19 protein-coding genes are annotated in these 22,796 nt (G+C 53.5%); 13 read left to right on the forward strand and 6 right to left on the reverse strand.

The window, feature by feature from the left end; translation table 11 throughout:
• The first annotated feature begins 206 nt into the window (after positions 1-206).
• Positions 207-1,565 (forward strand): IS1182 family transposase, encoded by a 1,359-nt coding sequence (locus OCY70_RS22235; RefSeq protein WP_261944512.1) that lies wholly within the window; start codon positions 207-209, stop codon positions 1,563-1,565.
• 363 nt (positions 1,566-1,928) lie between these two features.
• Here OCY70_RS22235 and OCY70_RS22240 read toward each other — a convergent pair whose 3' ends face one another.
• The gene (locus OCY70_RS22240; protein WP_213430803.1) at positions 1,929-2,453 is read right to left on the reverse strand and encodes a type 1 glutamine amidotransferase domain-containing protein; all 525 of its coding nucleotides are present in this window, start codon (positions 2,451-2,453) and stop codon (positions 1,929-1,931) included.
• 401 nt (positions 2,454-2,854) lie between these two features.
• Between OCY70_RS22240 and OCY70_RS22245 the strand changes: the two genes are divergently transcribed.
• The 4 genes from OCY70_RS22245 (at position 2,855) to OCY70_RS22260 (ending at position 5,687) form a co-directional block, all read left to right on the forward strand.
• Positions 2,855-3,328: a hypothetical protein gene (locus OCY70_RS22245; RefSeq protein WP_249725577.1), complete on the forward strand. Its 474-nt coding sequence runs from the start codon at positions 2,855-2,857 to the stop codon at positions 3,326-3,328.
• A 65-nt stretch (positions 3,329-3,393) separates the two neighbouring features.
• Complete coding sequence (gene ytxJ, locus OCY70_RS22250; protein ID WP_261945177.1) at positions 3,394-3,738, forward strand: bacillithiol system redox-active protein YtxJ; 345 nt, start codon at positions 3,394-3,396, stop codon at positions 3,736-3,738.
• A 114-nt stretch (positions 3,739-3,852) separates the two neighbouring features.
• Positions 3,853-4,863 (forward strand): catabolite control protein A, encoded by a 1,011-nt coding sequence (gene ccpA / locus OCY70_RS22255; protein ID WP_197258264.1) that lies wholly within the window; start codon positions 3,853-3,855, stop codon positions 4,861-4,863.
• Positions 4,864-4,976: 113 nt separating this feature from the next.
• Positions 4,977-5,687, forward strand: coding sequence for a 5'-methylthioadenosine/adenosylhomocysteine nucleosidase (locus OCY70_RS22260; protein WP_213430805.1), 711 nt, complete (start codon positions 4,977-4,979; stop codon positions 5,685-5,687).
• Positions 5,688-5,756: 69 nt separating this feature from the next.
• Here the strand turns inward: OCY70_RS22260 and OCY70_RS22265 are convergent, their stop codons facing one another.
• Positions 5,757-6,944 (reverse strand): acetoin utilization protein AcuC, encoded by a 1,188-nt coding sequence (locus tag OCY70_RS22265; RefSeq protein WP_213430806.1) that lies wholly within the window; start codon positions 6,942-6,944, stop codon positions 5,757-5,759.
• A gap of 41 nt (positions 6,945-6,985) precedes the next feature.
• Positions 6,986-7,618: a GNAT family N-acetyltransferase gene (locus OCY70_RS22270; protein ID WP_213430807.1), complete on the reverse strand. Its 633-nt coding sequence runs from the start codon at positions 7,616-7,618 to the stop codon at positions 6,986-6,988.
• A 274-nt stretch (positions 7,619-7,892) separates the two neighbouring features.
• Here OCY70_RS22270 and acsA point away from each other — a divergent pair, with 274 nt between their 5' ends.
• Entirely contained in the window at positions 7,893-9,617 is a 1,725-nt protein-coding gene (gene acsA / locus OCY70_RS22275) for an acetate--CoA ligase (protein WP_213430808.1), read from the forward strand.
• A 126-nt stretch (positions 9,618-9,743) separates the two neighbouring features.
• Here acsA and OCY70_RS22280 read toward each other — a convergent pair whose 3' ends face one another.
• Positions 9,744-12,884, reverse strand: coding sequence for a penicillin-binding protein 1A (locus OCY70_RS22280; protein WP_213430809.1), 3,141 nt, complete (start codon positions 12,882-12,884; stop codon positions 9,744-9,746).
• Between the two features lie 542 nt (positions 12,885-13,426).
• On the opposite strand from OCY70_RS22280, the gene OCY70_RS22285 reads away from it, so the two are divergent.
• Positions 13,427-14,617, forward strand: coding sequence for an IS4 family transposase (locus OCY70_RS22285; RefSeq protein ID WP_261944817.1), 1,191 nt, complete (start codon positions 13,427-13,429; stop codon positions 14,615-14,617).
• A 446-nt stretch (positions 14,618-15,063) separates the two neighbouring features.
• Here the strand turns inward: OCY70_RS22285 and rpsD are convergent, their stop codons facing one another.
• Entirely contained in the window at positions 15,064-15,666 is a 603-nt protein-coding gene (rpsD, locus tag OCY70_RS22290; RefSeq protein WP_168182818.1) for a 30S ribosomal protein S4, read from the reverse strand.
• Positions 15,667-16,083: 417 nt separating this feature from the next.
• Here rpsD and OCY70_RS22295 point away from each other — a divergent pair, with 417 nt between their 5' ends.
• The 5 genes from OCY70_RS22295 to OCY70_RS22315 all read left to right on the forward strand — a co-directional run bounded on the left by OCY70_RS22295 (position 16,084) and on the right by OCY70_RS22315 (position 21,076).
• Positions 16,084-18,042 carry a sensor domain-containing diguanylate cyclase gene (locus OCY70_RS22295; RefSeq protein ID WP_213427076.1) on the forward strand — a complete coding sequence of 653 codons (1,959 nt, stop codon included), beginning with the start codon at positions 16,084-16,086 and terminating at the stop codon, positions 18,040-18,042.
• Between the two features lie 155 nt (positions 18,043-18,197).
• On the forward strand, positions 18,198-18,995 hold the full coding sequence (locus tag OCY70_RS22300; protein WP_213427075.1) for a hypothetical protein: 798 nt from the start codon (positions 18,198-18,200) through the stop codon (positions 18,993-18,995).
• Between the two features lie 133 nt (positions 18,996-19,128).
• Positions 19,129-20,244: an aminopeptidase gene (locus OCY70_RS22305; protein ID WP_213427074.1), complete on the forward strand. Its 1,116-nt coding sequence runs from the start codon at positions 19,129-19,131 to the stop codon at positions 20,242-20,244.
• A 120-nt stretch (positions 20,245-20,364) separates the two neighbouring features.
• Positions 20,365-20,607 (forward strand): HPr family phosphocarrier protein, encoded by a 243-nt coding sequence (locus OCY70_RS22310; RefSeq protein WP_006680016.1) that lies wholly within the window; start codon positions 20,365-20,367, stop codon positions 20,605-20,607.
• Positions 20,608-20,785: 178 nt separating this feature from the next.
• Positions 20,786-21,076: a YlaN family protein gene (locus tag OCY70_RS22315; RefSeq protein WP_087442899.1), complete on the forward strand. Its 291-nt coding sequence runs from the start codon at positions 20,786-20,788 to the stop codon at positions 21,074-21,076.
• Between the two features lie 92 nt (positions 21,077-21,168).
• Here the strand turns inward: OCY70_RS22315 and cax are convergent, their stop codons facing one another.
• Positions 21,169-22,233 carry a calcium/proton exchanger gene (gene cax, locus OCY70_RS22320; protein ID WP_213427073.1) on the reverse strand — a complete coding sequence of 355 codons (1,065 nt, stop codon included), beginning with the start codon at positions 22,231-22,233 and terminating at the stop codon, positions 21,169-21,171.
• Positions 22,234-22,399: 166 nt separating this feature from the next.
• Between cax and OCY70_RS22325 the strand changes: the two genes are divergently transcribed.
• A complete protein-coding gene (locus OCY70_RS22325) occupies positions 22,400-22,786 on the forward strand; it encodes an Asp23/Gls24 family envelope stress response protein (RefSeq protein WP_213427072.1) in 387 nt (128 codons plus the stop codon).
• The last annotated feature ends 10 nt before the right edge of the window (positions 22,787-22,796 follow it).

Below are 22,796 nucleotides of genomic sequence, written 5' to 3' on the forward strand. Positions count from 1 at the left end.
GGGAAAAACGGCGGCGCGCAAACCGGTGGAAGATGGATGAAGCAGTGAAATGCTGCGTGGATGCATCAATTTCTGCTCTTTCAGCCGCTATTTGATGAAATTCCTGCAAAAGTCAGAGTGTTGAGAAAGTCTATGTTAATTACCCATTCACCGCGTTAATTTGGTATAATGTTCTTATCATAATCCATGGAAAGCGCGGTGTTTGTATGCTTTACACGAATGATCCCAACCCACAACTGGACTATGAACTGGTTTGTCTTGAGCATATGGTTGCCCCTGATCACTTGCTTCGTCATATCGATAAACATATTGATTTTACCTTTATTTTGGACCTTGTGCGTCCTTACTACAGCGAGTCGAACGGCCGACCATCTGTGGATCCCATTGTGTTCTTTAAAATGCTGCTGATCGGCTACTTGTATAACATTCGCTCAGAGCGAGAACTGGAGCGAGTCGTCAACGATTCCCTGGCTTTTCGGTGGTTCTTACGGCTCGGGCTTTCCGGCAAAGCGCCTGACCATTCGATCTTTAGCTGGAACCGGAAAAATCGGTTTAAGGATACTACCGTCTTCCAAGATATCTTCGATAATATCGTTCAGCAGGCGATTCAGCACAACATGGTGGGAGGGCGGCTGCTCTTTACCGACTCCACGCATATCAAGGCAAATGCCAATAACGGACGGTACGAGAAACGAGAAGTCACTTGTACGCCTTATGAATATCTCCAAGAGCTGGAGCAAGCCGTGAATGAGGATCGGGTCGCTTTTGGAAAAAAGCCACTGCCTCCCAAAGAGGAGGCCGAAACCAAGGAACAAAAAGTTAGCTTAACAGATCCGGATAGCGGAAACCTGAATCGGGATGGAAAACCGGAAGGGTTTCATTATTTAGATCACCGCACCGTAGATCATAAATACAACGTGATTACGGACTGCTACGTTACGCCTGGAAATGTGAATGATTCGGTTGTTTATGTGGATCGTCTACTACATCAAATAGAGAAGTTTGGCTGGGAAAAGTCGCTGGAGGCCGTTGCACTCGACTCTGGTTACATGACGGCCTATGTTTGTTACCGTACGAACAAATTAAACATCACGGCAGTTATTCCAGAGCGTTCGACCCGTGAACACGGTGTATTTCCCAAAGAGAAATTTCATTATGATGCAGAAAAGAATGTTTTTATCTGTCCAAACCAGCAAGAACTCACGTACCGCACCACAACACGAAAAGGATTCAGAGATTATAAATCCGATCCCAAACAATGCGCTGCCTGTCCATTATTGAGCAAGTGTAACGAGAACAAAAATAAACAACGCACCATACAACGGCATATCTGGGAAGAACACAAAGAGAAAGTAGTTCAAAACTTCCAGAGTGAGAGCGGAAAAGCCGTTTATGCCCTACGCGCCCAAACCATTGAGCGAAGTTTCGCGGATGCCAAAGTGCTCCATGGACTTCGCTATTGCCGGTTTCGGGGAAGAGACAAGGTGCAGGAGCAAGTGCTAATGACAGCCACTGCACAGAACATAAAAAAGATAGCCACACATCTCGCCAGAAGGGTGGGGTAAAGCAAAGACCCCATCCCCCCTCCATTCTCTCTCACCAAACACCACTTTTTCCCAGCAAAATGATATTACAATGATATTACTTCGTAAAAAACAGGGGTTTTCCAACAGCCTGAGTTTTGCAGGATTTTCTTGAAATTTCGCCTCTTGAGGCTAAAGATGCTGCGCCTGTGCAGCATTTTCATGCGGGACCAGCTCATGCAGGACCAGCTCGCTGCAAGCGCAGACCAGCTTGCCCTAACCTAAGCTGTCCTGCCTTCCCCGCCCCCGCCATTCCTAACAAAAAGACTGTCGACAGGACTTTGTCGACAGTCTGAAGCATGGTCCCTCGATACGGGTTCATGCCTTTCTGCTTGTTACGTTTGCTCAGCTTTCCGCGAGCTTGTCGCAAAATGCTTTCCCGTAAGCGGGAAGATCGGGCGGTCTGCGGGCCGATACGAGATGGCCGTCGACGACGACCTCCCGGTCGAGCCACGTCGCGCCCGCGTTCTCCATGTCGTCGCGGATGCCCGGCGTCGATGTCACGGTCCGGCCCTGAAGAATTTTGGCGGAGATAAGCACCCAGCCTGCGTGGCAGATATGGCCGATCGGCTTGCCCGCCTTGTCCATGTCGCGGATAATGGAGAGCACGCCTTCATAGCGGCGGAGCTTGTCGGGAGCCCAGCCACCCGGCACGAGCACGCCGTCGTACGTGCCGGCATCGATATCCTCGAAGGCAAAGTCGGATGTGGCGGGAACGCCGTACTTTCCGATATACGTCTTGCCGGCCTTATCGCCAACCAGATGCACCTCCGCACCCTCTTCGCGGACGCGGTGAACCGGATACCATAATTCCAAATCCTCGAATTCCTCATCAACGAGCGCGATGACGCGCTTGCCGCTTAAACGCATAAATATCTCAACTCCTTCGTACGGTTATCGAAGAATAAACCTCCCCCGCAATCGAACGCGATCCGGTCCTGATTGCATCTTAACGGCTCTATTTCCATAATGAAGCCTATTGAGTCTTGGGACGGGATCGCCTACGATTTTAACAGGGAGATTCGTTCTGCGGATGGAACAGATCCTTATCTATTCATTACCATAACGTCAGTCGGATGAAGCTGTCAAATGATATCGGCCCTCCGGCAGCGGCCTTCTCCGCGAGGCCGGCAGCAGGGGCGAAGCGCCCGGACGGAACCGCGAGGGCGGACAGAGTCTAATGATACATATCGGAGCGTATTCCATGCGATATGGCACCAGGTCCGGCGTAGGGGTGAGACAGAGAGAAACTGTGATGTAGGGGTGGTTGTATGATCAAACAATGTAACTGTGGCCATGAGATGCGGCTTGCTTTGCGCACGGTTATCCACGACCGGACAATACACATTCACCATGTGCCTGTGTTGACTTGCCCGCATTGTGAACGCTCGGAGCTGTACCCGGCGATCAAGCAGGAGATAACGGATATGCTTCGCTGCCGCAAGGCCGGACAGAGCAAGGAGCTGCACGGCGGGGATCTGGAGGGCGATTCCGTGCCGCAGCACTATTTTTTCGAGGAGATGAACGAGGCGGCCAGCGTGCTGGCCGAATGCGCGGACGCGATCGGGCCCGGCGATCTGCTTCCGCACGCCGAGAAAGTGATGAACGAGCGGATTAATAAGCTTCTGGACATGTACCTGCTGGCGAAGACGCTGGAGGATGAGGAGTGGATTTTCGAGCTGCAAGATCGCTTAAAACAGATTTCCGGTTTTAGTTTCTACCCGGATCGGGTTAAAATAAGTTAAGAGGCTCTTTGCCTACTGCACTCCCTCGGAAAAAAGATTCCGGCGGGAACAAGGAGGATTCCCGATTGAGATCGATAGATACGGAGCAAGCGCTGCAGGACTGGATAGATTCAACCAAAGAGCAGACCGCCGTCTTATTCAAGCACAGCACCCGCTGTCCGATTAGCGCCCGGGCGAACGAAGAGATGGGCAAGGTGGCGGAGGAATTCGAGCCCCGGGGAATCGCCATGGGACAAATACTTGTCGTCGAGCACCGCGATGTGTCGCTCGCCTGCGCGGACAAGCTGGGCATCCGGCATGAATCGCCTCAAGTCATCGTGATCAAAGAGGGCGAGGTCGTCTGGCACGACTCCCATCATGCGATAACATTTGACAATGTAAGTTCGGAGTTGACGTCCTCCTCCCGCTAAATGACTCATTTTCAGACGATTGCAGTTGTAACATTGCGAATTTTCTGAAAATATCGTATCATGAAATGTAATAAAAGGGTCGTAACAAATTTTCGGTAATTGGAGAGAAGATTCGTGACGGTAACTATTTATGATGTAGCGAGAGAAGCGGGCGTCTCGATGGCCACCGTTTCCCGGGTTGTGAACAACAATCCGAACGTGAAGCCGCAAACGCGAAAAAAGGTGTATGAAGCGATTGAGCGTTTAGGTTATCGCCCGAATGCAGTCGCACGCGGACTTGCGAGCAAAAAGACGACCACCGTTGGGGTTGTCATTCCCGATATTTCCAATTCTATTTTTGCTGAGGTCGCACGAGGAATTGAAGATATTGCGAACATGTACCACTACAATATCATTTTGTGCAACGCAGACAAGAAGAAAGAGAAGGAAATTCGCGTCATCAATACGCTGCTGGAGAAGCAAGTGGACGGGCTCGTATTTATGGGCGGTGTCGTAACGGAGGATCATATCCAGGCGTTCCGTACCGCATCCGTTCCGATCGTGCTGTGCGCGACGACGGACGAGCATGGCTCCATTCCTTCGGTAGACATTGATCATGAAGGGGCCGCATTCGATGCGGTCAACACCCTTATTCGCCACGGTCACCGCGATATTGCGATGATTAGCGGCACGCTTCAGGATCCGGCGAACGGATTCGCGCGCTTCCAGGGCTATAAGAAGGCTTTGGAGGGCGCAGGCATCGAATACAAGGAAGACTTGGTCCGTATCGGGAACTACCGGTATGAATCCGGCGTGGAAGCCATGAAATATTTCCTCGGTCTGAAGAAGCGCCCGACGGCGATTTTTGCGGCAACCGACGAAATGGCGATTGGCGCGATTCATTGCATTCAGGACGCCGGGTTGAAAGTGCCTGATGACTTCTCCGTCATCAGCGTTGACAACATCCGCATGGCTTCGATGGTTCGTCCTCAGCTGACGACGGTAGCCCAGCCGATGTATGATATCGGCGCCGTGGCGATGCGCTTGTTGACCAAGCTGATGAAGAAGGAGAATGTCGAGAATTCTCAGGTCGTTCTGCCGCACGAGACGATTCTTCGCTTGTCGGTCAGCCAGGTGAATGAGTAAGGCCGCAGCATGCCGGCGGCATATGAAGAGCCCCTATTTTTGGGGCTTTTTGTGTGTCGAGCCTGCCGCGGTGCAACCTATCCGATCAGGAAGGAATGAAGGAGGAAGGCGATATGGCCAACGAAGACGTAATCGGAATTATTGGCGCGATGGACGAAGAGATTGAGCGCCTGCTGCAGGCTGCGCAGGAAGCGGAGGAAGTGAAAGTAACGGGAACGACCTTTTATAGGGGGCAGCTGGCGGGGCGTCCGGTCGTCATATGCAAATCGGGCGTCGGCAAAGTCAATGCCGCCGTCACGACGCAAGTGCTGATTGACCGCTTCGGGGCCAAGCAGGTGCTCTTTACCGGGGTCGCCGGCGCGATCCACCCGGATCTGAACATCGGCGATATCGTCATCTCGACGTACTGCATGCATCATGATATGGATGTGACCGCGCTTGGCTTCGAGCCCGGGGTCATTCCATTCCAGGAGACCTCCCGCTTCGAGGCGGATGGCGCCCTGGTTCAATTGGCCGAGCAGGTATGCGCCGAGCTGTTCCCGGGACGGTATCTGAAGGGCGGGGTGCTGTCCGGGGATCAATTCATCGCCAGCCGCGACAAGGTCAAGGCGCTGTACGAGACGTTCCCGGGCTCGGCCTGCACGGAAATGGAAGGGGCGGCCGTGGCGCAAGTTTGCCATATCCATGCGATCCCGTTCGTCATTATCCGGTCGATGTCGGACAAGGCGGACGGATCGGCTCATGTCAATTTCGCGGAATTTACGGTGGAAGCCGCGCTGCACTCGTACCAAATCATCGAGCGGATGGTCAGCCAATCCGCTTAAACATGTAATTCCGCGGCGAGGTTCCGGGCGGGAAGGCGGCGCGCCCCCGTCCGGATTCCTGCCGCTGCTTCATCTTACATATTCCAGCGCCACCTCCTTTACCTGCGCGTTCTTCGCTTCGATAATGGAACGCCGGGGCATCGGAGCCCACCGCGCCACGTCATCGAGCCAGGTGGACGGCAGCGGCACCGGGGCCTCCCCAGACCATCGCGCAATCCAGGCCTCTGGCAGTCCGGTCAGCGGCTGCCGCGCCAGCTCGTCCTTCATCGGATGCTCGCTCATCTCCAGCCACAGCATGCTCCAGGCGCGCGGCACGACTCTCCAGATGTCATAGCCGCCCCCGCCGAGAGCCACCCATCTTCCTTCGCAGCTCGCGTGCGCGAGCCGGTGGATCATTTTCGGCATCTCCGCATAGATACGCATGCTGCAATGCATGTGAGACAGCGGATCGAACGCATGCGCGTCGCAGCCGTGCTGGCTGATGACGATGTCCGGGCGGAAGCTTCGCGCGACCTGGCCGATCGTCTCCTCGAAGCAGCGCAGCCACGATTCATCCTCTGTATACGGTTCCAAAGGCACGTTCACGCAAGAGCCGAATCCTTCCCCGGAGCCGCGCTCATTCACGAAGCCGGTTCCCGGGAACAGGAATTTGCCCGTCTCGTGAATGGAATAGGTGAACACATTCGGGTCGGTATAGAAGCTCCACTGGACGCCATCGCCGTGATGGACGTCGGTATCGATATAGAGAATGCGGGCATTATAGTGCCTCCGCAGCCAGGAAATGGCGACAGAGGCATCGTTATATACGCAGAAGCCGGCCCCTTTCTCGCCGAAGGCGTGGTGCAGCCCGCCGCCCAGATGCAGCGCGTGGAGAGAGCGGCCGCTCATGACGGCTTCGCAGGCTGCGACCGAGCCCCCTACGATCGCGCTGGCCGCGTGGTGCATGCCCGCGAAGTAGGGGGTGTCTTCCGTATGGAGGCCGTACTGATCCGAGCGGGCGACCCATTCCTCCGCGGGAGCGGGTTCGCTTAACCGCTTCACGGCTTCGATGTAGTCCTCCCTGTGTATGTACCGGATCCACGCCTCCCAATCCGCCATCGACGTGGCAGGCCGAACGATGTTATCGTCGGAGAGGGCGCCGATGCGCGTCAATAAATCGTTGGTCATGACGAGGCGGCGCTGATCGAACGGGTGATCGGCGTTGAACCGGTACCGCAGCGCATCGTCATGCATGAAATATAGGGCTGTGTCGGCCATTCGAGCACCATCCCTCCCTTTTGCCGTATTGATAAGCTGGTTCAGTACATGAACCGCTGGCGGAAGCGCACGCGATCGAATTGCTGCCGCGAGGCGAGCGGAACGTCCTTGCCGATGCGGACCATCAGGCAGTTGGCGGGATGCGAGCAGATCTCCGGATCGTCCGTCGCATACCATACCATGTCGACCGATTCCATCAGCCGCTCCATCATTTTCCGATAATCCCACACATTGAGCCGGGTGCCTTCCAAATCCCAATGCCAGTAATATTCTGTCGTAAATACGATATAGCTCTCCATCTGATCGTCTTCAAACGCGGTCGTAATCATTTTTTTGCCGAGCCCCAGCGAACGATACTCGTTGGCGACCTCGATGGCGCCCAGCTCGATGAGATCCTCCATGCCGCCCTCCGACCAGCGCTCCAGTTCGTCCGGATAGTGAAAGGTGACGTATCCGACGATGGTCTGGCCGTCCCGGGACACAATAATTCGTCCTTCCGGCAGCCCGGCGATCTCGATTAGCGCTTCCTGCTGTTCCTTCGGCCTTCGGAACGCATTCAGGTTCGGGTGCATGTCCCATGTGCTTAGCAGCTCCGGCTTGACGGGCCCTTCCACGACGATGACGCGATCTTCGTAAGGGATGATTTGCGCGTGATAACATTTTCGATGCTCCACACCCAGCAGCTCCTTTCGTCTCTTCCCTTGGTTATAGCAAAAAAAGGCCGTTTTGAAAAGGAAAAGAATAGGCTAAAAGAAAAACATATGCTATAATAAATCAAGCTTGAAATAATTCATGAAATCTCCCCTTGACAGCACGATTCACATCAAAGTCAAAATTTTTTGCAAGCTCCTGAAAGCGGTTTTATTTGCGAATGAGGCAAATGCCGGCATGACCAAGCAACCAATCATGAACATTCATGAAGTTAGGAAACAGGAGGATGAAGCGACAATGAGTAACGTGCAAGGAGAAATCATTACCCCATCAGCATCCAACCCGAACTTGAAAAATTACGAAGAGGCGGTTGCCAACTTCAATTGGGAGAGCGTCGAGCAGAACTTCTCCTGGGCGGAGACGGGCCGGGTCAATATGGCTTACGAGGCGATTGACCGGCATGTCGATCAAGGCCGCGGAGATAAGCTGGCTCTGCTCTATAGCGACGCGCAGCGTGACGAGTCATACACGTTCGCGGACCTGAAGCGCAAGTCCAACCAATTCGCCAATGTGCTTCGCTCGCTCGGCATTCAGAAGGGTGAGCGGGTCTTTATTTTTATGCCGCGGACGCCGGAGCTCTATGTGAGCGTGTTCGGCATCCTGAAGGCGGGCGCGGTCGTGGGGCCGCTGTTCGAAGCGTTCATGGAGACAGCCGTCAAAGATCGCTTGCAGGACAGCGAGGCTGTCGCGATCGTGACGACGCCGGCGCTGGCCCACCGGGTACCGCGCGCCGAGCTTCCGAAGCTGAAGCATGTCATTCTCGTCGGCGAAGACGTGAATACGCAGGAAGGCTATATCGATTTCCACGCCGAGATGGCGGAAGCGTCCGAGGAAGCGGAGATGGAATGGCTGGGCCGCGAAGACGGTCTCATTATCCACTATACATCCGGATCGACCGGGAAGCCGAAGGGCGTCTACCATGTTCAAAATGCAATGATCCAACATTATCATACAGGCAATGTCGTGCTGGATTTGAAGGAAGATGACATCTATTGGTGCACGGCCGATCCAGGCTGGGTTACCGGTACATCGTACGGCATATTTGCGCCGTGGCTGCACGGCGCAACGAATGTGATCCGCGGGGGGCGGTTCAGCCCGCAGGATTGGTACAGCACGATTCAGAAATATAAAGTGACGGTATGGTACAGCGCGCCGACCGCGTTCCGCATGCTGATGAGCGCGGGGAACGATGTCATTGCCCACTACGACCTGTCCAGCCTCCGGCACGTCTTGTCCGTCGGCGAGCCGCTAAATCCGGAAGTCGTTCGCTGGGGCATGAAGGTCTACGGTCAGCGCATTCATGATACGTGGTGGATGACGGAGACGGGCGGGCAGCTGATCTGCAATTATCCGGCGATGCCGCTGAAGCCGGGATCGATGGGACGTCCGGTGCCGGGCGTAGAGGCTTCGATTATCGATGATCAGGGGAACGAGCTGCCGCCATACCGGATGGGGAATCTGGCCATCCGCACGCCTTGGCCTTCGATGATGCGCCAAGTATGGAACAACCCGGCCAAGTTCCAGGAGTATTTCCGCGTTGACGGATGGTATATTTCAGGCGACTCGGCCTATCGGGACGAGGATGGTTATTTCTGGTTCCAGGGGCGGATCGACGACGTCATCAATACGTCCGGCGAGCGGGTCGGGCCGTTCGAGGTCGAGAGTAAGCTGGTCGAGCATCCGGCTGTCGCGGAAGCCGGCGTCATCGGCAAGCCGGATCCGGTCCGCGCCGAGATCATTAAGGCGTTCATCTCTCTGCGAGAAGGCTACAGCCCGTCGGATGAGTTGAAGGCCGATATTTCCAGATACGTGAAGGAGAACTTGTCCGCGCACGCCGCGCCGCGCGAGATTGAATTCAAGGATAAGCTGCCGAAGACGCGTTCAGGGAAAATTATGCGCCGTGTCTTGAAGGCATGGGAGCTGAATCTGCCGACAGGCGATTTGTCGACAATTGAAGACTGATGCCGCATAGCGAAGAGGAGGCCTCAGGGCCTCCTCTTATGCTGCCGGATCATAGAAGACAACAGCGATGGCTCAGGATGCCATCGCTGTTGTTCATTCGCATCGTGCAAGGGTTCGCGCGATCCGTTATGGATTTTTGACTTGAACGGCGGAAGTCGGGCTCGATTCTCCGGCGCTGTTCACGGCCGTGACCCGGTACCAGCCTGCCGGCGAGATCGTGATCAGCTCGAATTGTGCCGTCGGCGTCGTGCCGATGCGTTCATACGAACCGCCGTCGGAGCTGTAGTAGATCACATACTCGCTCGGATTGTTGGACGAGGCGCTCCAGGTCAGCTTCAAGCCCATATCCGTCAAGGAAGCTTGCGGATTGCCCGGCGTGCTCGGCGGACTGTCCGCCTCATTCGGAGCATCCGTCTCTGTTCCTTGATCCTGTCCGTCCTCGCCCGCGCTGCCGTCTCCCGTTGAGCCGGGGTTCTCCCCATCCGGACCGCCAGTGCCGGAACCATCCGGATCAGGCTCCACGTTAGCCCCTCCCAGCGTCACGGTCTGAGATGGGGCCGATTCATTGCCGGCCACATCGACAGCCGTTACATAGTAAGCGTACTGATGCGAGTTGGAGAAATACGTCTTGAATTGAGTCTCCTCTCCCGTCAGCACCGTTCCTGCTTCGCGCTTGAATGGACCGCCATCCAAGGAACGGTACAGACGATAACCGACGACATCCGCTTCACCGTTCCGCGAGAACGAAACGCGCAGCGTCGTGTCGCCCAATTCCTCCAGGCTTACGCCGGACGGCGGAGCCGGCGGCTTGCCGTCATCCTTGCGCGGATCGACCTTCGCAGGCGCGTCGGTGTTGGCGTCCTCCGGCAAATAGGAGGACAGCGAGCGCCGCTGGCTGCTGGAAGACAGATGGTTCAGCGCTTGCTTCAGCTCCTCGATCAGCTCTTGGATCGGCTTCTCGCGCTTCATGACCACTTTTTCGCGGGTCATATCGTCAGGCGTCGTATCCTGCGGGATATAATTAACACCGTCATACGTAATATACTTCATCTTTTGCAGCGCATCCTCGGTCTCTGTCGGCACGAATTTGCGATTGAAGATATCCGTTACGTAACGGCCGGCCTGCTTCGTCAGCTCGTTCGGAAGCTTCCCGCTTAATCCGGAGACGGTCATCCGCACGATGCCGTCAGGCTGGCTGAATTTCTTCGTCTCGAACAATTCTGGCTTCAGCTTGTTCACTTCGTTCATGACTTTGGACCAGATCTGGGTTGAGCGGGAATAGGCGTCCCGATTCAATACGTGAATCTGCTGGTCATACCCGACCCATACGCCCATCGTCACGTCCGGGGTATAGCCGATGAACCAGGTGTCGGCGTAGTTCTGGGTCGAACCCGTCTTGGCGGCCACTTCCACTTGGCCGAACAGATCGAACTCGGACTGCACCCGGCGTCCGGTACCGCGCGGATCGGTAATGACGGTTTTGAGCATATCCGTCATCAGATACGCGCTTTGTTCGGACACGACCGGCTTCGGATCGACTTTGTGCTGATATATGATTTTGCCGTTCGAATCCACGATCTTGGATATCATGTACGGATCGTTATACTTCCCGCCGTTGGCGATAACACCGAATGCATTGGTAATCTCCTCAACGGTAACGCCATAGCGCAGGCCGCCGATGACCCCGGTCTGGGCGTAATAATCCTCCGGCTGAATCGTCGTGATTCCGAGCTTCTGGACGAAGTCAAGCGCCTGCTTGACGCCCAGCTTCTCTATGTAGATCTTGAGCGCCGGCAAGTTAAGCGATTCATTGAGCGCCTTTCTGGCGGTTACGAGCCCCTGGTATCTCATATTCGCGTTGCCGGGAATATGGTAACCCTTGGAGCCGTCCTTCAACACCATCGGCGCGTCGTCCAGGATGGAGGCCGGCTGAATCAAGCCTTGATCCAGAGCTGGCAAATAAGCGGCCAACGGCTTCATTGTCGAGCCCGGCTGGCGCAGCATTTGCGTGGCGAAGTTCATCTGCTCCTCATAGAAATCGCGGCCTTCAATCATGCCGAGGATCGCCCCGGTATGATGATTAATCATCATACCGGCGACTTGCTCCAAGCCCTTCGTCTCGCTGTACGGAGAGAAGTTGCTCGCGTCATTGGCTACATTTTTCATGGCCTTGTAAATCTTCTTGTCGATCGTGGTGTAGACCTTGTATCCGCCGTGGAGCAGCTGCTCCCGGGCATTCTGCAGCAATTCCGCATTCTCGCGCTTGCGCAGATCGGCCCGCGTGAATTCCGGGTACTTCTGAAGAACAAGCACTTCGGCGGCAGCCCGTTCGGCTTCCAGCATCAGGTATGGATAGATCGCATATGCCTTCGCATTTGGCTTGGCGATGGAGCCCCGGATGTCAAATGCCAATGCTTCGTCATATTGCTGCTGCGTAATTTTATGCTCCTCGAGCATGCGTTTCAGAACCAGCTTCTGGCGCTTGATGGCTCTCTCGATGCCTTCCTCATTGATTTCTCCTTTGCCCGTGAACGCGGAGTAGGCGGAAGGGAGCTGGGGAAGACCGGCCAAATACGCCGATTGGGCAATATTCAGCTTATCAAGCTTGTCGATATTGAAGATTCCTTTGGCCGCTGCCTTGATGCCGTACAGATTATAACCACTCGAGCCGTTGCCGAACGAAACCTTGTTCAAGTAGGCGGTCAATATTTCTTCCTTCGACAGCATGCGCTCGATGCGCAGAGAGAGAAAGATCTCTTTGGCTTTCCGGCTGTCGGTACGATCCAAGGTCAAAAACACTTGTCTCGCCAACTGCTGGGTCAGGGTGCTCCCGCCTGTCTGCACCGGCTTATTCAGCACTTTTTGCATTACAGCCCGGGACAGCCCCCGGATATCAATGCCCATATGCTCGAAAAAACGGTTGTCTTCCGTTGCGATAAGCGCGTCGATAACGGTCTGCGGAATCTCGTCCATCGTAACCGGCCGCCTGTCTTCATCGGTGCGAAGCTGGCCGATAGGAGAGCCGTCATTAAAATATACAAAACCTGTGAATGCATTTTCCTGAATCTTCTGCTCGATGTATTCCCGCGAACGAATCGGTTCATCCTTCACAAGGGAAGTGACGTAGCCGATGCCAGCACCGCCTACGAATAAGCAACATAGAATACCGAGCAGCATGAGCCACTTCGTGACGGTCCAGATTCGACGTCCAACCGACTTTTTCGGCCTCGGCTTGTCGTCCTTTTCCGTCAGTTTCTCATCTACCATGCATTTTTTCCTCCTTATATTGCAGCGCTTTCCATTATACCACAAAAGTCGATTTGGTAGATGTTACTTTCCTTAGCTGCTTACAAAATGAACGTAGGTAATAAGAGGAAGGCGAAGCAAATGATTGGGCGAACGGGACCGGTTGTGTTATAAATTAATTTATCTTGCAAAAACACGAATATGATAAAGCGAAGACAGAATCAGCAGATGTCCGGCATCGTATAAGCCAGAGAGCCGGCGGGTGGTGCGAACCGGCCGATGCGGAACCTTGAATTCCAATTCTGGAGCATGAAATCAAAATCGATGATCCGAATGCCGAGCCGGCGATTGGGGATGAATGCGGCTTCCTTTTTCTATGGGCTAGGCGCAATCCTGCGTTTATACCACTAGCGTTGCATCAATCTTTTTACGAAAATTTCTATCCCATAAGTCTCTATATTTGTAACTTATTGAACTATATTCATGGACAAAAATAAAGAAATCTCCTATTGTTGAGTTACCCTAACGTTATCCATAAAACGCCTCAACAAAGGAGATTTCTTATGGATAACGTACCGAATCATAACGTCATTTGTCAATGCCTAAAATGGTTACATGTCCATTCTACTCGACACGAGTCATTGGATTACCGGGCCCAAAAGCTGTTTGTCGGCTCTTCGACACTCTTATTTGTAGAGGCACAGCTTCAGCAACGAGACTCATACAAAGTCATGTCAGAGCATGTAGCGGCTAATCCTGAATTTCAAGATCTTCTGGGTCTCAAGAGCATAAGCGCTTCTCAACTATCGCGGAAGCTGAAACGGCTGCCTATGGAGTATCTTCAGACGCTCTTTTTCTCGCTCATTGATCGAATCAAGCAACTTACAAAAGGGAAACGCGGCATTACGCCTGGTATTGGGAAACTCAAGCTAATCGATTCATCGGGAATTACACTACCTCCCATTCTCGCGAAATGGTCCTATTGTTCCAAAAGTAGCCATGGCGTGAAGATGCACACCTCCTTGGTCGTTGCGGACTCCAAAACGATGTATCCAGACAAGATCGTCGCTTCAACCAAAGATGTAGCCGATCATGAAGTCGTGTTGGAATTTACAGTGGATAAAGATGCGACCTACGTGATGGACCGAGGATACCAGGTATACGACCATTTTCAGAAATGGGTAGAGGATAAGATTAAATTTGTTTGCCGCGTCAAGCAAAAGAGCCGGTTAACGATCATCAGAAAAAGAGACCTCCCCAAAAGGCAGAATGGGTTTATCCTTGATGCTGATGTGACGATGCCGGAGCTGCCAGCGGTTCTGCGTTTGATTGAGTTTAAGGATGACCAAGGGCGTACCTATCGAATTGTAACGAATCGATTTGACTTATCCGCACATCAAATTGCCGAGATTTATCGAAATCGCTGGCATATTGAGTTGTTTTTTAAATGGGTCAAGCAGCATATTCGATTGGTAAAACCCCACGGTTATACGGCCGAAGCGATTTGGAACCAAATGTATATTGCTTTAATCGCGTATGCTCTCTGTTTGCTGATTAAATTAACACTGGACTGTAAAAAGTCGACATGGGACCTCCTCCAGTTGATTCGCATCTATGCGGAAAAACCATGGGAAAATTTGATCGCTGCACTCAACCGCAAGCCGACTCGAACATCTAGAGGTCGACCAAAGCGAAATGGGATACGTCCGAAAAAGGCAACAAAGTCGATGAAACCGAGACTGATTGTGACGTAATGACAAACGAAAACGATTTTTACATATAATGGATAACGCGTAGGGTCTGTTTCCAGCTCGACTTTTTTAGACTTAGCGCGGACATCGCAAATGTAAATATATATCATATATTGATGTTAATTGAAATTAGATTATGAACTAACCGCTCGATGCAACGCTAGTGCGTTTATACAGTAATTTCTCCCTTTTGGGCTCATTTTAGAAAAAATTACTGTAAATCTACATCTTTTTTTGCCTATTTTCTTCTATTTTTTGAGTGATATAGTTGAAATTGCTGCAGTTTTGCAGGAACTCCGTTTCGGCACAAATACGCTTCCGATAATGCTGCCGCTTTGCAGCTTATTGAACAGTTTCGATGCGGTCTCTGTTCTGTACGCAGCGAAAAAAAGACAACAAAAAATCGCCGTCCATTCGGAACGGCGATTCGCTGCCTCAAGATGAGAATCTTAACGGCTGTAGAACTCGACGATTTGCTTCTCGTCGATCTCTTGGGACAATTCTCCGCGCTCTGGCAGGCGGATGTACTTGCCTTCAAGAGCAGCTTCGTTGAATTCCAAGTAGTTCGGAAGGTGATGACGGCCTTCCATCGCTTCTTTGATTACTTTCAGGCCGCGGCTTCTCTCGCGAAGACCGATAACGTCGCCTGGAGTAACAATGTAGGATGGGATATCGACTTTCTTGCCATTCACCGTAACGTGGCCGTGAGCAACCAATTGGCGCGCGCCTGCGCGGGAATTCGAGAACCCGAGGCGGTATACCAGGTTGTCCAGACGGCTCTCCAGCAGGAACATGAAGTTCTCGCCGGCGATGCCTTGCATTTTCGTTGCGCGGTCGAACAAGGTGCGGAATTGCTTCTCGCCCAAGCCGTACATGTGGCGAAGCTTTTGCTTCTCTTGCAATTGAACAGCGTAGCCGCTCAATTTTTTGCGCATTCCCGGACCATGTTGTCCTGGAGGATAAGCGCGGTTTTTCAATTCTTTGCCTGTGCCGCTCAGAGAGATGCCGAGACGGCGGCTCAATTTGAACTTAGGACCTGTGTAACGTGCCATATGAAAGTTGACTCCTTCTCAAACGAAATGTTAGATAATGGGTCGCTTTGCGCCGATTCCCATCCTCATGCTGATATATGGATCAGCTCCGGCCCGGGGTTCCAGCCGCTGCCCGTCCGGCGATGGAAATACGTGAGGGTGACACAACAGTTCTCCCCTTATACATCTAACAATTCTATAAGATCATTGGGCCGAATGTCAAGACGGTCTGCGGCGAATCTCGTGCTTTTCAATATTTCTTGCTTATCATAGAAAAGCGGCAACGATTCGACAAGTTGCGGCTTACAAAACGGTAGATCTTTCGACATAGTTCTTATGACCCAAAAAACTTTTGAAGAGTGTGTGGAAGTAGTACATTTTAGTAGAGAAATATTGTATGATAGTAGGAGACCACCCTTTATATAGAAGGAGAAGAGCATGACGGAACGTCTAGTCCATCACCAGCCAATCGAATCGGACAAGAAGGTTGCCGGGACGAACGGTCCAGTTCCGGACGGAACCTGGGATCCGCAGCCTCTATCGCGGGACAGCTGGGTGCTGCAGCGGGATGTGAACGTTCACGACTTCCCTTATTTGCAGCCGCTCCTGCAAGCCGCCTACAAGGAATGGACGGATGATCTGCCTGCCCGCGCCTGTGTCCTGCGAGGCCGGATGGCGTTATTCGACTATGGGGGCGAGTGGATGGCCGGCGACTCCGAATTAGCCGGCGAAGCTGCAAGCACAGGCGCAGCCGCAGCCGCGCTCCAGGAACGCAAGCTGGCCGTTCAGGCGGGATTCGGCTTCTTCTATGCCGCCTGCCCGCTGCTGAACAAGCGCGAGGAGAGCTTCGCGGCGATCGTTTGCCGATTGGACGAGGAGCCGGATGAATCGTTTTCCGCAGGCATGGATGCATGGGTTTATGGACTTCGAACGCTTTTTTACCGGCAATTCGAGCTGGTCTTTGTGGACGAGCTGGCGCGATCGCTGAGAACGGCGGAACGGGAGCTGAAGCGCCGCGACGTGCTGCATGGGGCTATCCGGCATATGCATGACCGCATCAATGTCGATGCCGTATTGTCCCAGATTATGTCCAGTGTCGAACAGCTGGTTCCGGAAGCGCGGATCGAGGTCTTTTTGTCGCAGGATCACACCAGCTCGAATCCGAAGGTGAAGCCTTTGCTGTTCCAGCCGGGAAGCGACGGCGTCGTGCGTCAAGCCTTCATGAAGGGAGAAGTATGTTATGAACGTGACGGAGCGGACAGCGATACGGAAGTAGGGTTTGCGCTGTGCGGCAAGCAGGGAGCCTATGGCGTGATTAAGGTCAGCTTTCCCGGAATGGCGCCGGATCCTTCCGATGTGCAGCTGATTCAGCTTATTGTGGAGACGGCCGGCACGGCCTTCGAGAATGCCCGTCTTCATGAACAGGCCAATGAAGTCATACAGGAGCTGCGATTCATCAATGACTTGACGAAGCGCATCAATCAGAGCTTGCGGCTGCGGGATGTGTTCCATGACGCGACCCACGAGCTGCTGCGCGTGTTCCGGGCGGACTTTTGCATGTTGCTTCAATTGAACGAGGAACGGCAGTGCTATGAAGTGGTGTCCTGCAACATGGACGAATTCGATGATGCGTATCTGTCCTTCGAGGAAGGATTGTTCGGTCATATGTATGTGGAGAAGGAGCCGGTCATCGTATCCGATATTGAGGTGGACGTGCCCGCGTCCATGCAGTTTTTCGAGAAGCTGAATTATCATTCCGTCATCGCCGCGCCTTTGTTCGGCAGCGGGGAGATGGTAGGCATCGTCGTTCTTGCCGATCGGCGCAAGCAATTCTTCACGTACGACAATTTCAAGCTGCTGCAGATGCTGGCGACCCACATCGGATTGGCGATCGCCAATGCGGCGCTCCATAGCAGGGTCAAGCATCTCGCCAACAAAGATCAGTTGACCGGGTTGTATGCGCGCCATTACTTGGACAAGCAGATTCATCGCCAGCAGAAGAACGATTTCTGCGGTTCGCTTATCGTCGTGGACATCGATTACTTCAAGCAAATCAATGACCGTTACGGCCACCAGGTGGGCGATAAAATATTGAATCAGGTCAGTCAAATTATTCGGAGTTCGATTCGCGAATCCGATATCGCGGCCCGTTGGGGCGGCGAGGAGCTGGCGGTCTATTTTCCGCAGCTCAGCATCAGCCAGACGATCCGGATTGCGGAACGGATTCGGACCCGGGTGGCCAACGAGACCGAACCGCAGGTCACCGTCTCCTGCGGCATCGCCGACTGGAGCTGGCAGGACGATGTGGTCAGTGTCGAATCGCTGTTCTATCGTGCCGATATGGCGCTCTATGAAGCGAAAGACAGCGGCCGGAATCAGATCCGCATCAGCACCTAGCATACGGTGCTCCTGATGAATAATCCCAATTCAAGCGTGAGACGATAGAAGAGATGGGCGATCAATGCCCATCTCTTTCTATTTCGGTAAATCGCCCCCTTTTTTTTAGGGGCATTTGCAAATTTTGTGGCGACAAAAGAAGGGGAGGATTCGTTATGGGCGGGAAGATAGGCCGGGGGCGAAGATGCGCCTTGCTGTCCGCAGTGTGTGGCGGATTCGTCATCCTGCTGCATGGGTGCGGAGTAACCGCCAATCCCGATGATATGCTGAACCGTGCCCTGAGCGGAGTCGGGGGCCAGGATCAAGTGCGGTTCGAAGGCTTGGCCGAGATCTGCGTCGGCGAGGACATGCTGCTGACCAAGCAATTCCGGTATGAAGGAGAGATGAAGCAGTACAAGGGCGTCCATATGAAGCTGAGCGCCGATATGGATCAGAGGACGACCGCCAAACGCTGGAATCCGGTAGCGCAGATGGATCAATTGCTGCGAATGGGGAATAAGCAGGTCTCCTTCCTGCCTGAAGCGGACGCGCGTGTCGGGGCGAAGGGAACAACCGGTCAGGAGAACAAGGCGGAGCAAGAAGGGAGAGACCTGGTTCCGCTGCAAGTCACATTGTCCAACGAGGAAGCGAAGCGAATCTATATCAACCAGTTGGAGGAGGATTATAAACGGATCATTATCCCCTCGGAGCCGTACCAGAAAATACGCCGTTCGCTGAGCGAACAGGAACGGAATAAATTGGATGCGGAGCTGAAATCGATCGTGGACCGCAGCCGGGCCGACCTGGATCAAAAGCTGAAGGACGCCAGCATCGCCGGACGTTACGTCGTCTGGGTGGAACGGCGCCATTCCTTGCCTGTCATCCTGGAAGGATGGTTAACGGCCGGCTACAATGACAACGGCAAGGAACGGCGGGAGACCGTTCATACGAAGACGCGGTTCACTTATAAGTGACGCCGCGGCCTCCCGAGGCTTCCCGGCCGATCCGCTGGCCGCCAATCGAGAGTCGGCGCTGACTTCGATAAGCGCTCATGTTACAATGGGAAAGGTTTCATCATTTTATCGGCCGACCGAGGAGGAACATGACATGAAAGACCCAAGATTGCAGAAGCTCGCCCAGAACTTGGTTGGATATTCCATTAATGTGCAGCCAGGTGAAAATGTGCTGATTGAGATGATCGGCTCCGAGCGCGAGCTGGTGACGATGCTGGTAGATGAAGTCGCCGCGCGGGGCGGCCGCCCGTTCGTGCAGCTGACCGATCGGAAAGTGCTGCGCTCGCTGATCAAGAACGCGTCTGAGGAACAGATGAAGACGTGGCGGGAGTATGATTTGCTCCGGATGCAGAACATGCAGGGATATATCGGGATTCGCGCCGGGGAGAACGCGAACGAAATGTCCGATATCCCGGAAGACAAAATGAAGCTGTATGATGCTATCTATTCGCATCCGGTACATATGGAAGAGCGCGTCAAGCGCACGAAGTGGGTCGTGCTTCGTTATCCGAACGCTTCGATGGCCCAGCTGGCCAACACGTCGACGGAAGCGTTCGAAGATTTTTACTTCGATGTGTGCAATCTCGATTACTCCAAGATGGACAAGGCGATGGAGTCGCTGAAGGCGCTGATGGACCGCACGGACAAGGTCCGCCTTACCGGTCCGGGAACCGACCTGACGTTCTCGATCCGGGGCATCGGGTCAGTCAAATGCTCGGGACAGAACAATATTCCGGATGGCGAGGTCTATACCGCGCCTGTCCGCGATTCCGTCAATGGTACGTTGACCTACAATACGCCATCGATTTATAACGGCTTCACCTTTGAGAATATCTCGTTCCGGTTCGAGAATGGCAAAATTGTGGAGGCGACGAGCAATGATACGGCCCGGATCAACCATATTCTCAATGCGGACGAAGGCGCGCGCCATATCGGGGAATTCGCCATCGGCGTCAACCCGTATATTTTGCATCCGATGAAGGATACACTGTTCGATGAGAAGATTGCGGGCAGCATCCACTTTACGCCGGGTCAAGCCTATGAGACGGCGGACAACGGCAACCGTTCCTCGATCCATTGGGACCTTGTGCTGATCCAGCGTCCGGAATATGGCGGAGGGGAAATGTATTTCGACGATGTTCTCGTGCGCAAAGACGGCCGATTTGTCATCCCTGAGCTGGAGTGCTTGAATCCGGAGCACCTCAAATAAGAGGAATTCGTTGATTCGCCGCATGTTTTTGCGGATTTATTCTTGCGTCAAGCGTCTCATTCACGGTATGATGGAAACGTAAGGAGACCGACCGAACTAATTGATGACGGAGGGATTTCGATGTCCAATAACACGGCAATTGTGGAAATCTCACAAGCAGCGAACAAATTCAGATCTTCGATAGTCTTGCAGGCCGACAACAAATACATTGATGTTAAGAGCATTTTGGGCCTGTTCACGACCTTGGTGGGCAACCAGAAGTACGAGCTTCACGTCCATGGGCCGGATGCGGATGAAGCGAAGGCAGCGATGGCGGAAGTATTCAAGAAGCATGGATTGGACGTTTCCGTGGTAGCGGAATAACAGCGAGAGCCGGGGCAGAATGTTCCGGCTCTTTCTATATCTAGATTGACATATAGCGGCTTGCGCAGGCTGCACGGCATGGACAGAAGTTCGTCATGCATCTTGTGTTACCCGTCATGATCGTCTAATATTAGAGTTAGAACAATCGTGACTTCGAGTCATAGGGGGGAAACCAGGCATGTCTTCGTCGAATGTGTTGCAACAGCTAAGTGACAGGGCGCTCACTCTGCTAGAAGCGGATGCGCATCAAATAGAGAAACTCATCCAGGTCCAGATGGAGAACTTGGCGACGCGTTACTGCCCTCTCTATGAGGAAGTATTGGATACGCAAATGTATGGTTTTTCTCGGCAGGTTGACTTCGCCGTTCGAGCCGGACTGGTGGAGGAAAGCGTTGGCAAGCAGCTCGTCAGCAAGCTGGAACGCAATCTGGCTACCTTGTATGAGGCGTTGAACAAGGCTACTCAATAATTGCTATCGTGGAACGGCGGTATCCGCGAACACGGGAAGGCCCGGGATGTTATATCCCGGGCCTTTTGAGTGCAGTCTCGCTTCTGCTCGGCCTAGACAAGGTAGAAGGATACCCCCAGAATGACATAGACGGCGAGCAGCAGCAGACCTTCATACCAGTTCGTTCGTCCGTCCTGGGAGATCGATTTGGCGATGAATACCGCTACCCCGATCGCGATCATCTCCAGCGTCGTGAACACGATGTCCATCGTCTGCCCGAACAGCGTGCTCACGAATACGAGCACGGGAGCGACAAAGAGCGCGATTTGCAGACTGCTGCCGATCGCGATCTCCACGGCGGCCCCGATCTTGTTCTTCATGGCCATCATGACGGCGGCGCTGTGCTCTGCGGCATTGCCGACAATGGCGATAACGAAGGCTCCGACGAACAGCTCCGACAAGCCGAATTGCGCCGTGAACGTATCCAGCGTCCCGACAAGCCATTCACTGACGAAAGCAACCATGACCGTGGAGATGACGAGGTAGAGCACGGATTTCCCTTTTGACCACTGCGGCTCCTCTTCCGCCTGTTCCTCCGACCGCTCTGATTCTTCCGTCAGCATCTCCTTATGCGTGACCATGGAGAACAGAATCCAGAGCAAATAAGCGGCGATCAGAATTCCGGCCACGACCAGGCTCAAGACTACAGTACCCGTCTCGCTGAGGGAATGGGTCGTGAAGAAGGCGGCAGGCACGAACAGCGCGATCACGGCCAATATCATCAGCGAGCCGTTCATACCGGCCAGGTTGGCGTTGAACGTCTGCACCTTATACTTGATCCCTCCGACAAGCACGCTCAATCCGAGCACAAGCAGGAGGTTGCCGATGATGGCGCCGGTCAGGCTCGCCTTGACCATGTCGAACAACCCTTCCCTCACCAGGAAAATCGCGATGATGAGTTCAGCCGCATTGCCGAAGGTCGCATTCAGGAATCCGCCCAGGCGCTGGCTCGCATAATGCGAGACGGCCTCGGTCGACCGGCCGAGGAATCCGGCCACGAACACAATCGCCACGGCGGACAGGGCGAATTGAAGCGTCATGTTCCAGGATAAGTAATGTCCGGCTGCGCTTAGGATGAAGGTCAGCCAGAGGATAATGAAGAACAACCGTTTTCCCAAAACATCACCCCTACTAAATTCATAATAACGTGAAATCGTCCGATATTTAATATAACCAACCGCATCGAGATCGTAAACAAAAATTACTGTCGTTGCTTGTCATCAGGTGTTTGCTTTCAAGATTGGGGATCGGTACAATAAAGATAAGAGAGAAAGGAGGATGACGATGGCAGAGGAGCAACTGAATACCCATGAAGGGAATATTCGCATATCGGACGATGTCGTCGCCACAATCGCAGGTCTCGCTGCGCTGGAAACTCCAGGTGTTGCCGCTATGTCCGGAGGGCTGTCCGAAGGATGGGCGAAGCGCTTGAGCGGCCGCAACGTGCAAAAGGGTGTCTCCGTGGAAGTGGGCCAAGTGGAAGCGGCCATAGATTTGAGAGTTATCATTATGTACGGAATGCCGATACAGGAAGTATGCCGCCAGCTGCAGATGAGTGTGCGGGAAGCGGTGCAGAACATGACGGGCTTGAATGTGGTTGAAGTCAACGTCAAAGTGGAAGGCGTCGCATTCAAGGATGAGGAATTGGACGAAATGCCGCGCATCAAATAGTCATTATGAA

Source organism: Paenibacillus melissococcoides (assembly GCA_944800085.1).
Taxonomy (GTDB): domain Bacteria; phylum Bacillota; class Bacilli; order Paenibacillales; family Paenibacillaceae; genus Paenibacillus_B; species Paenibacillus_B melissococcoides.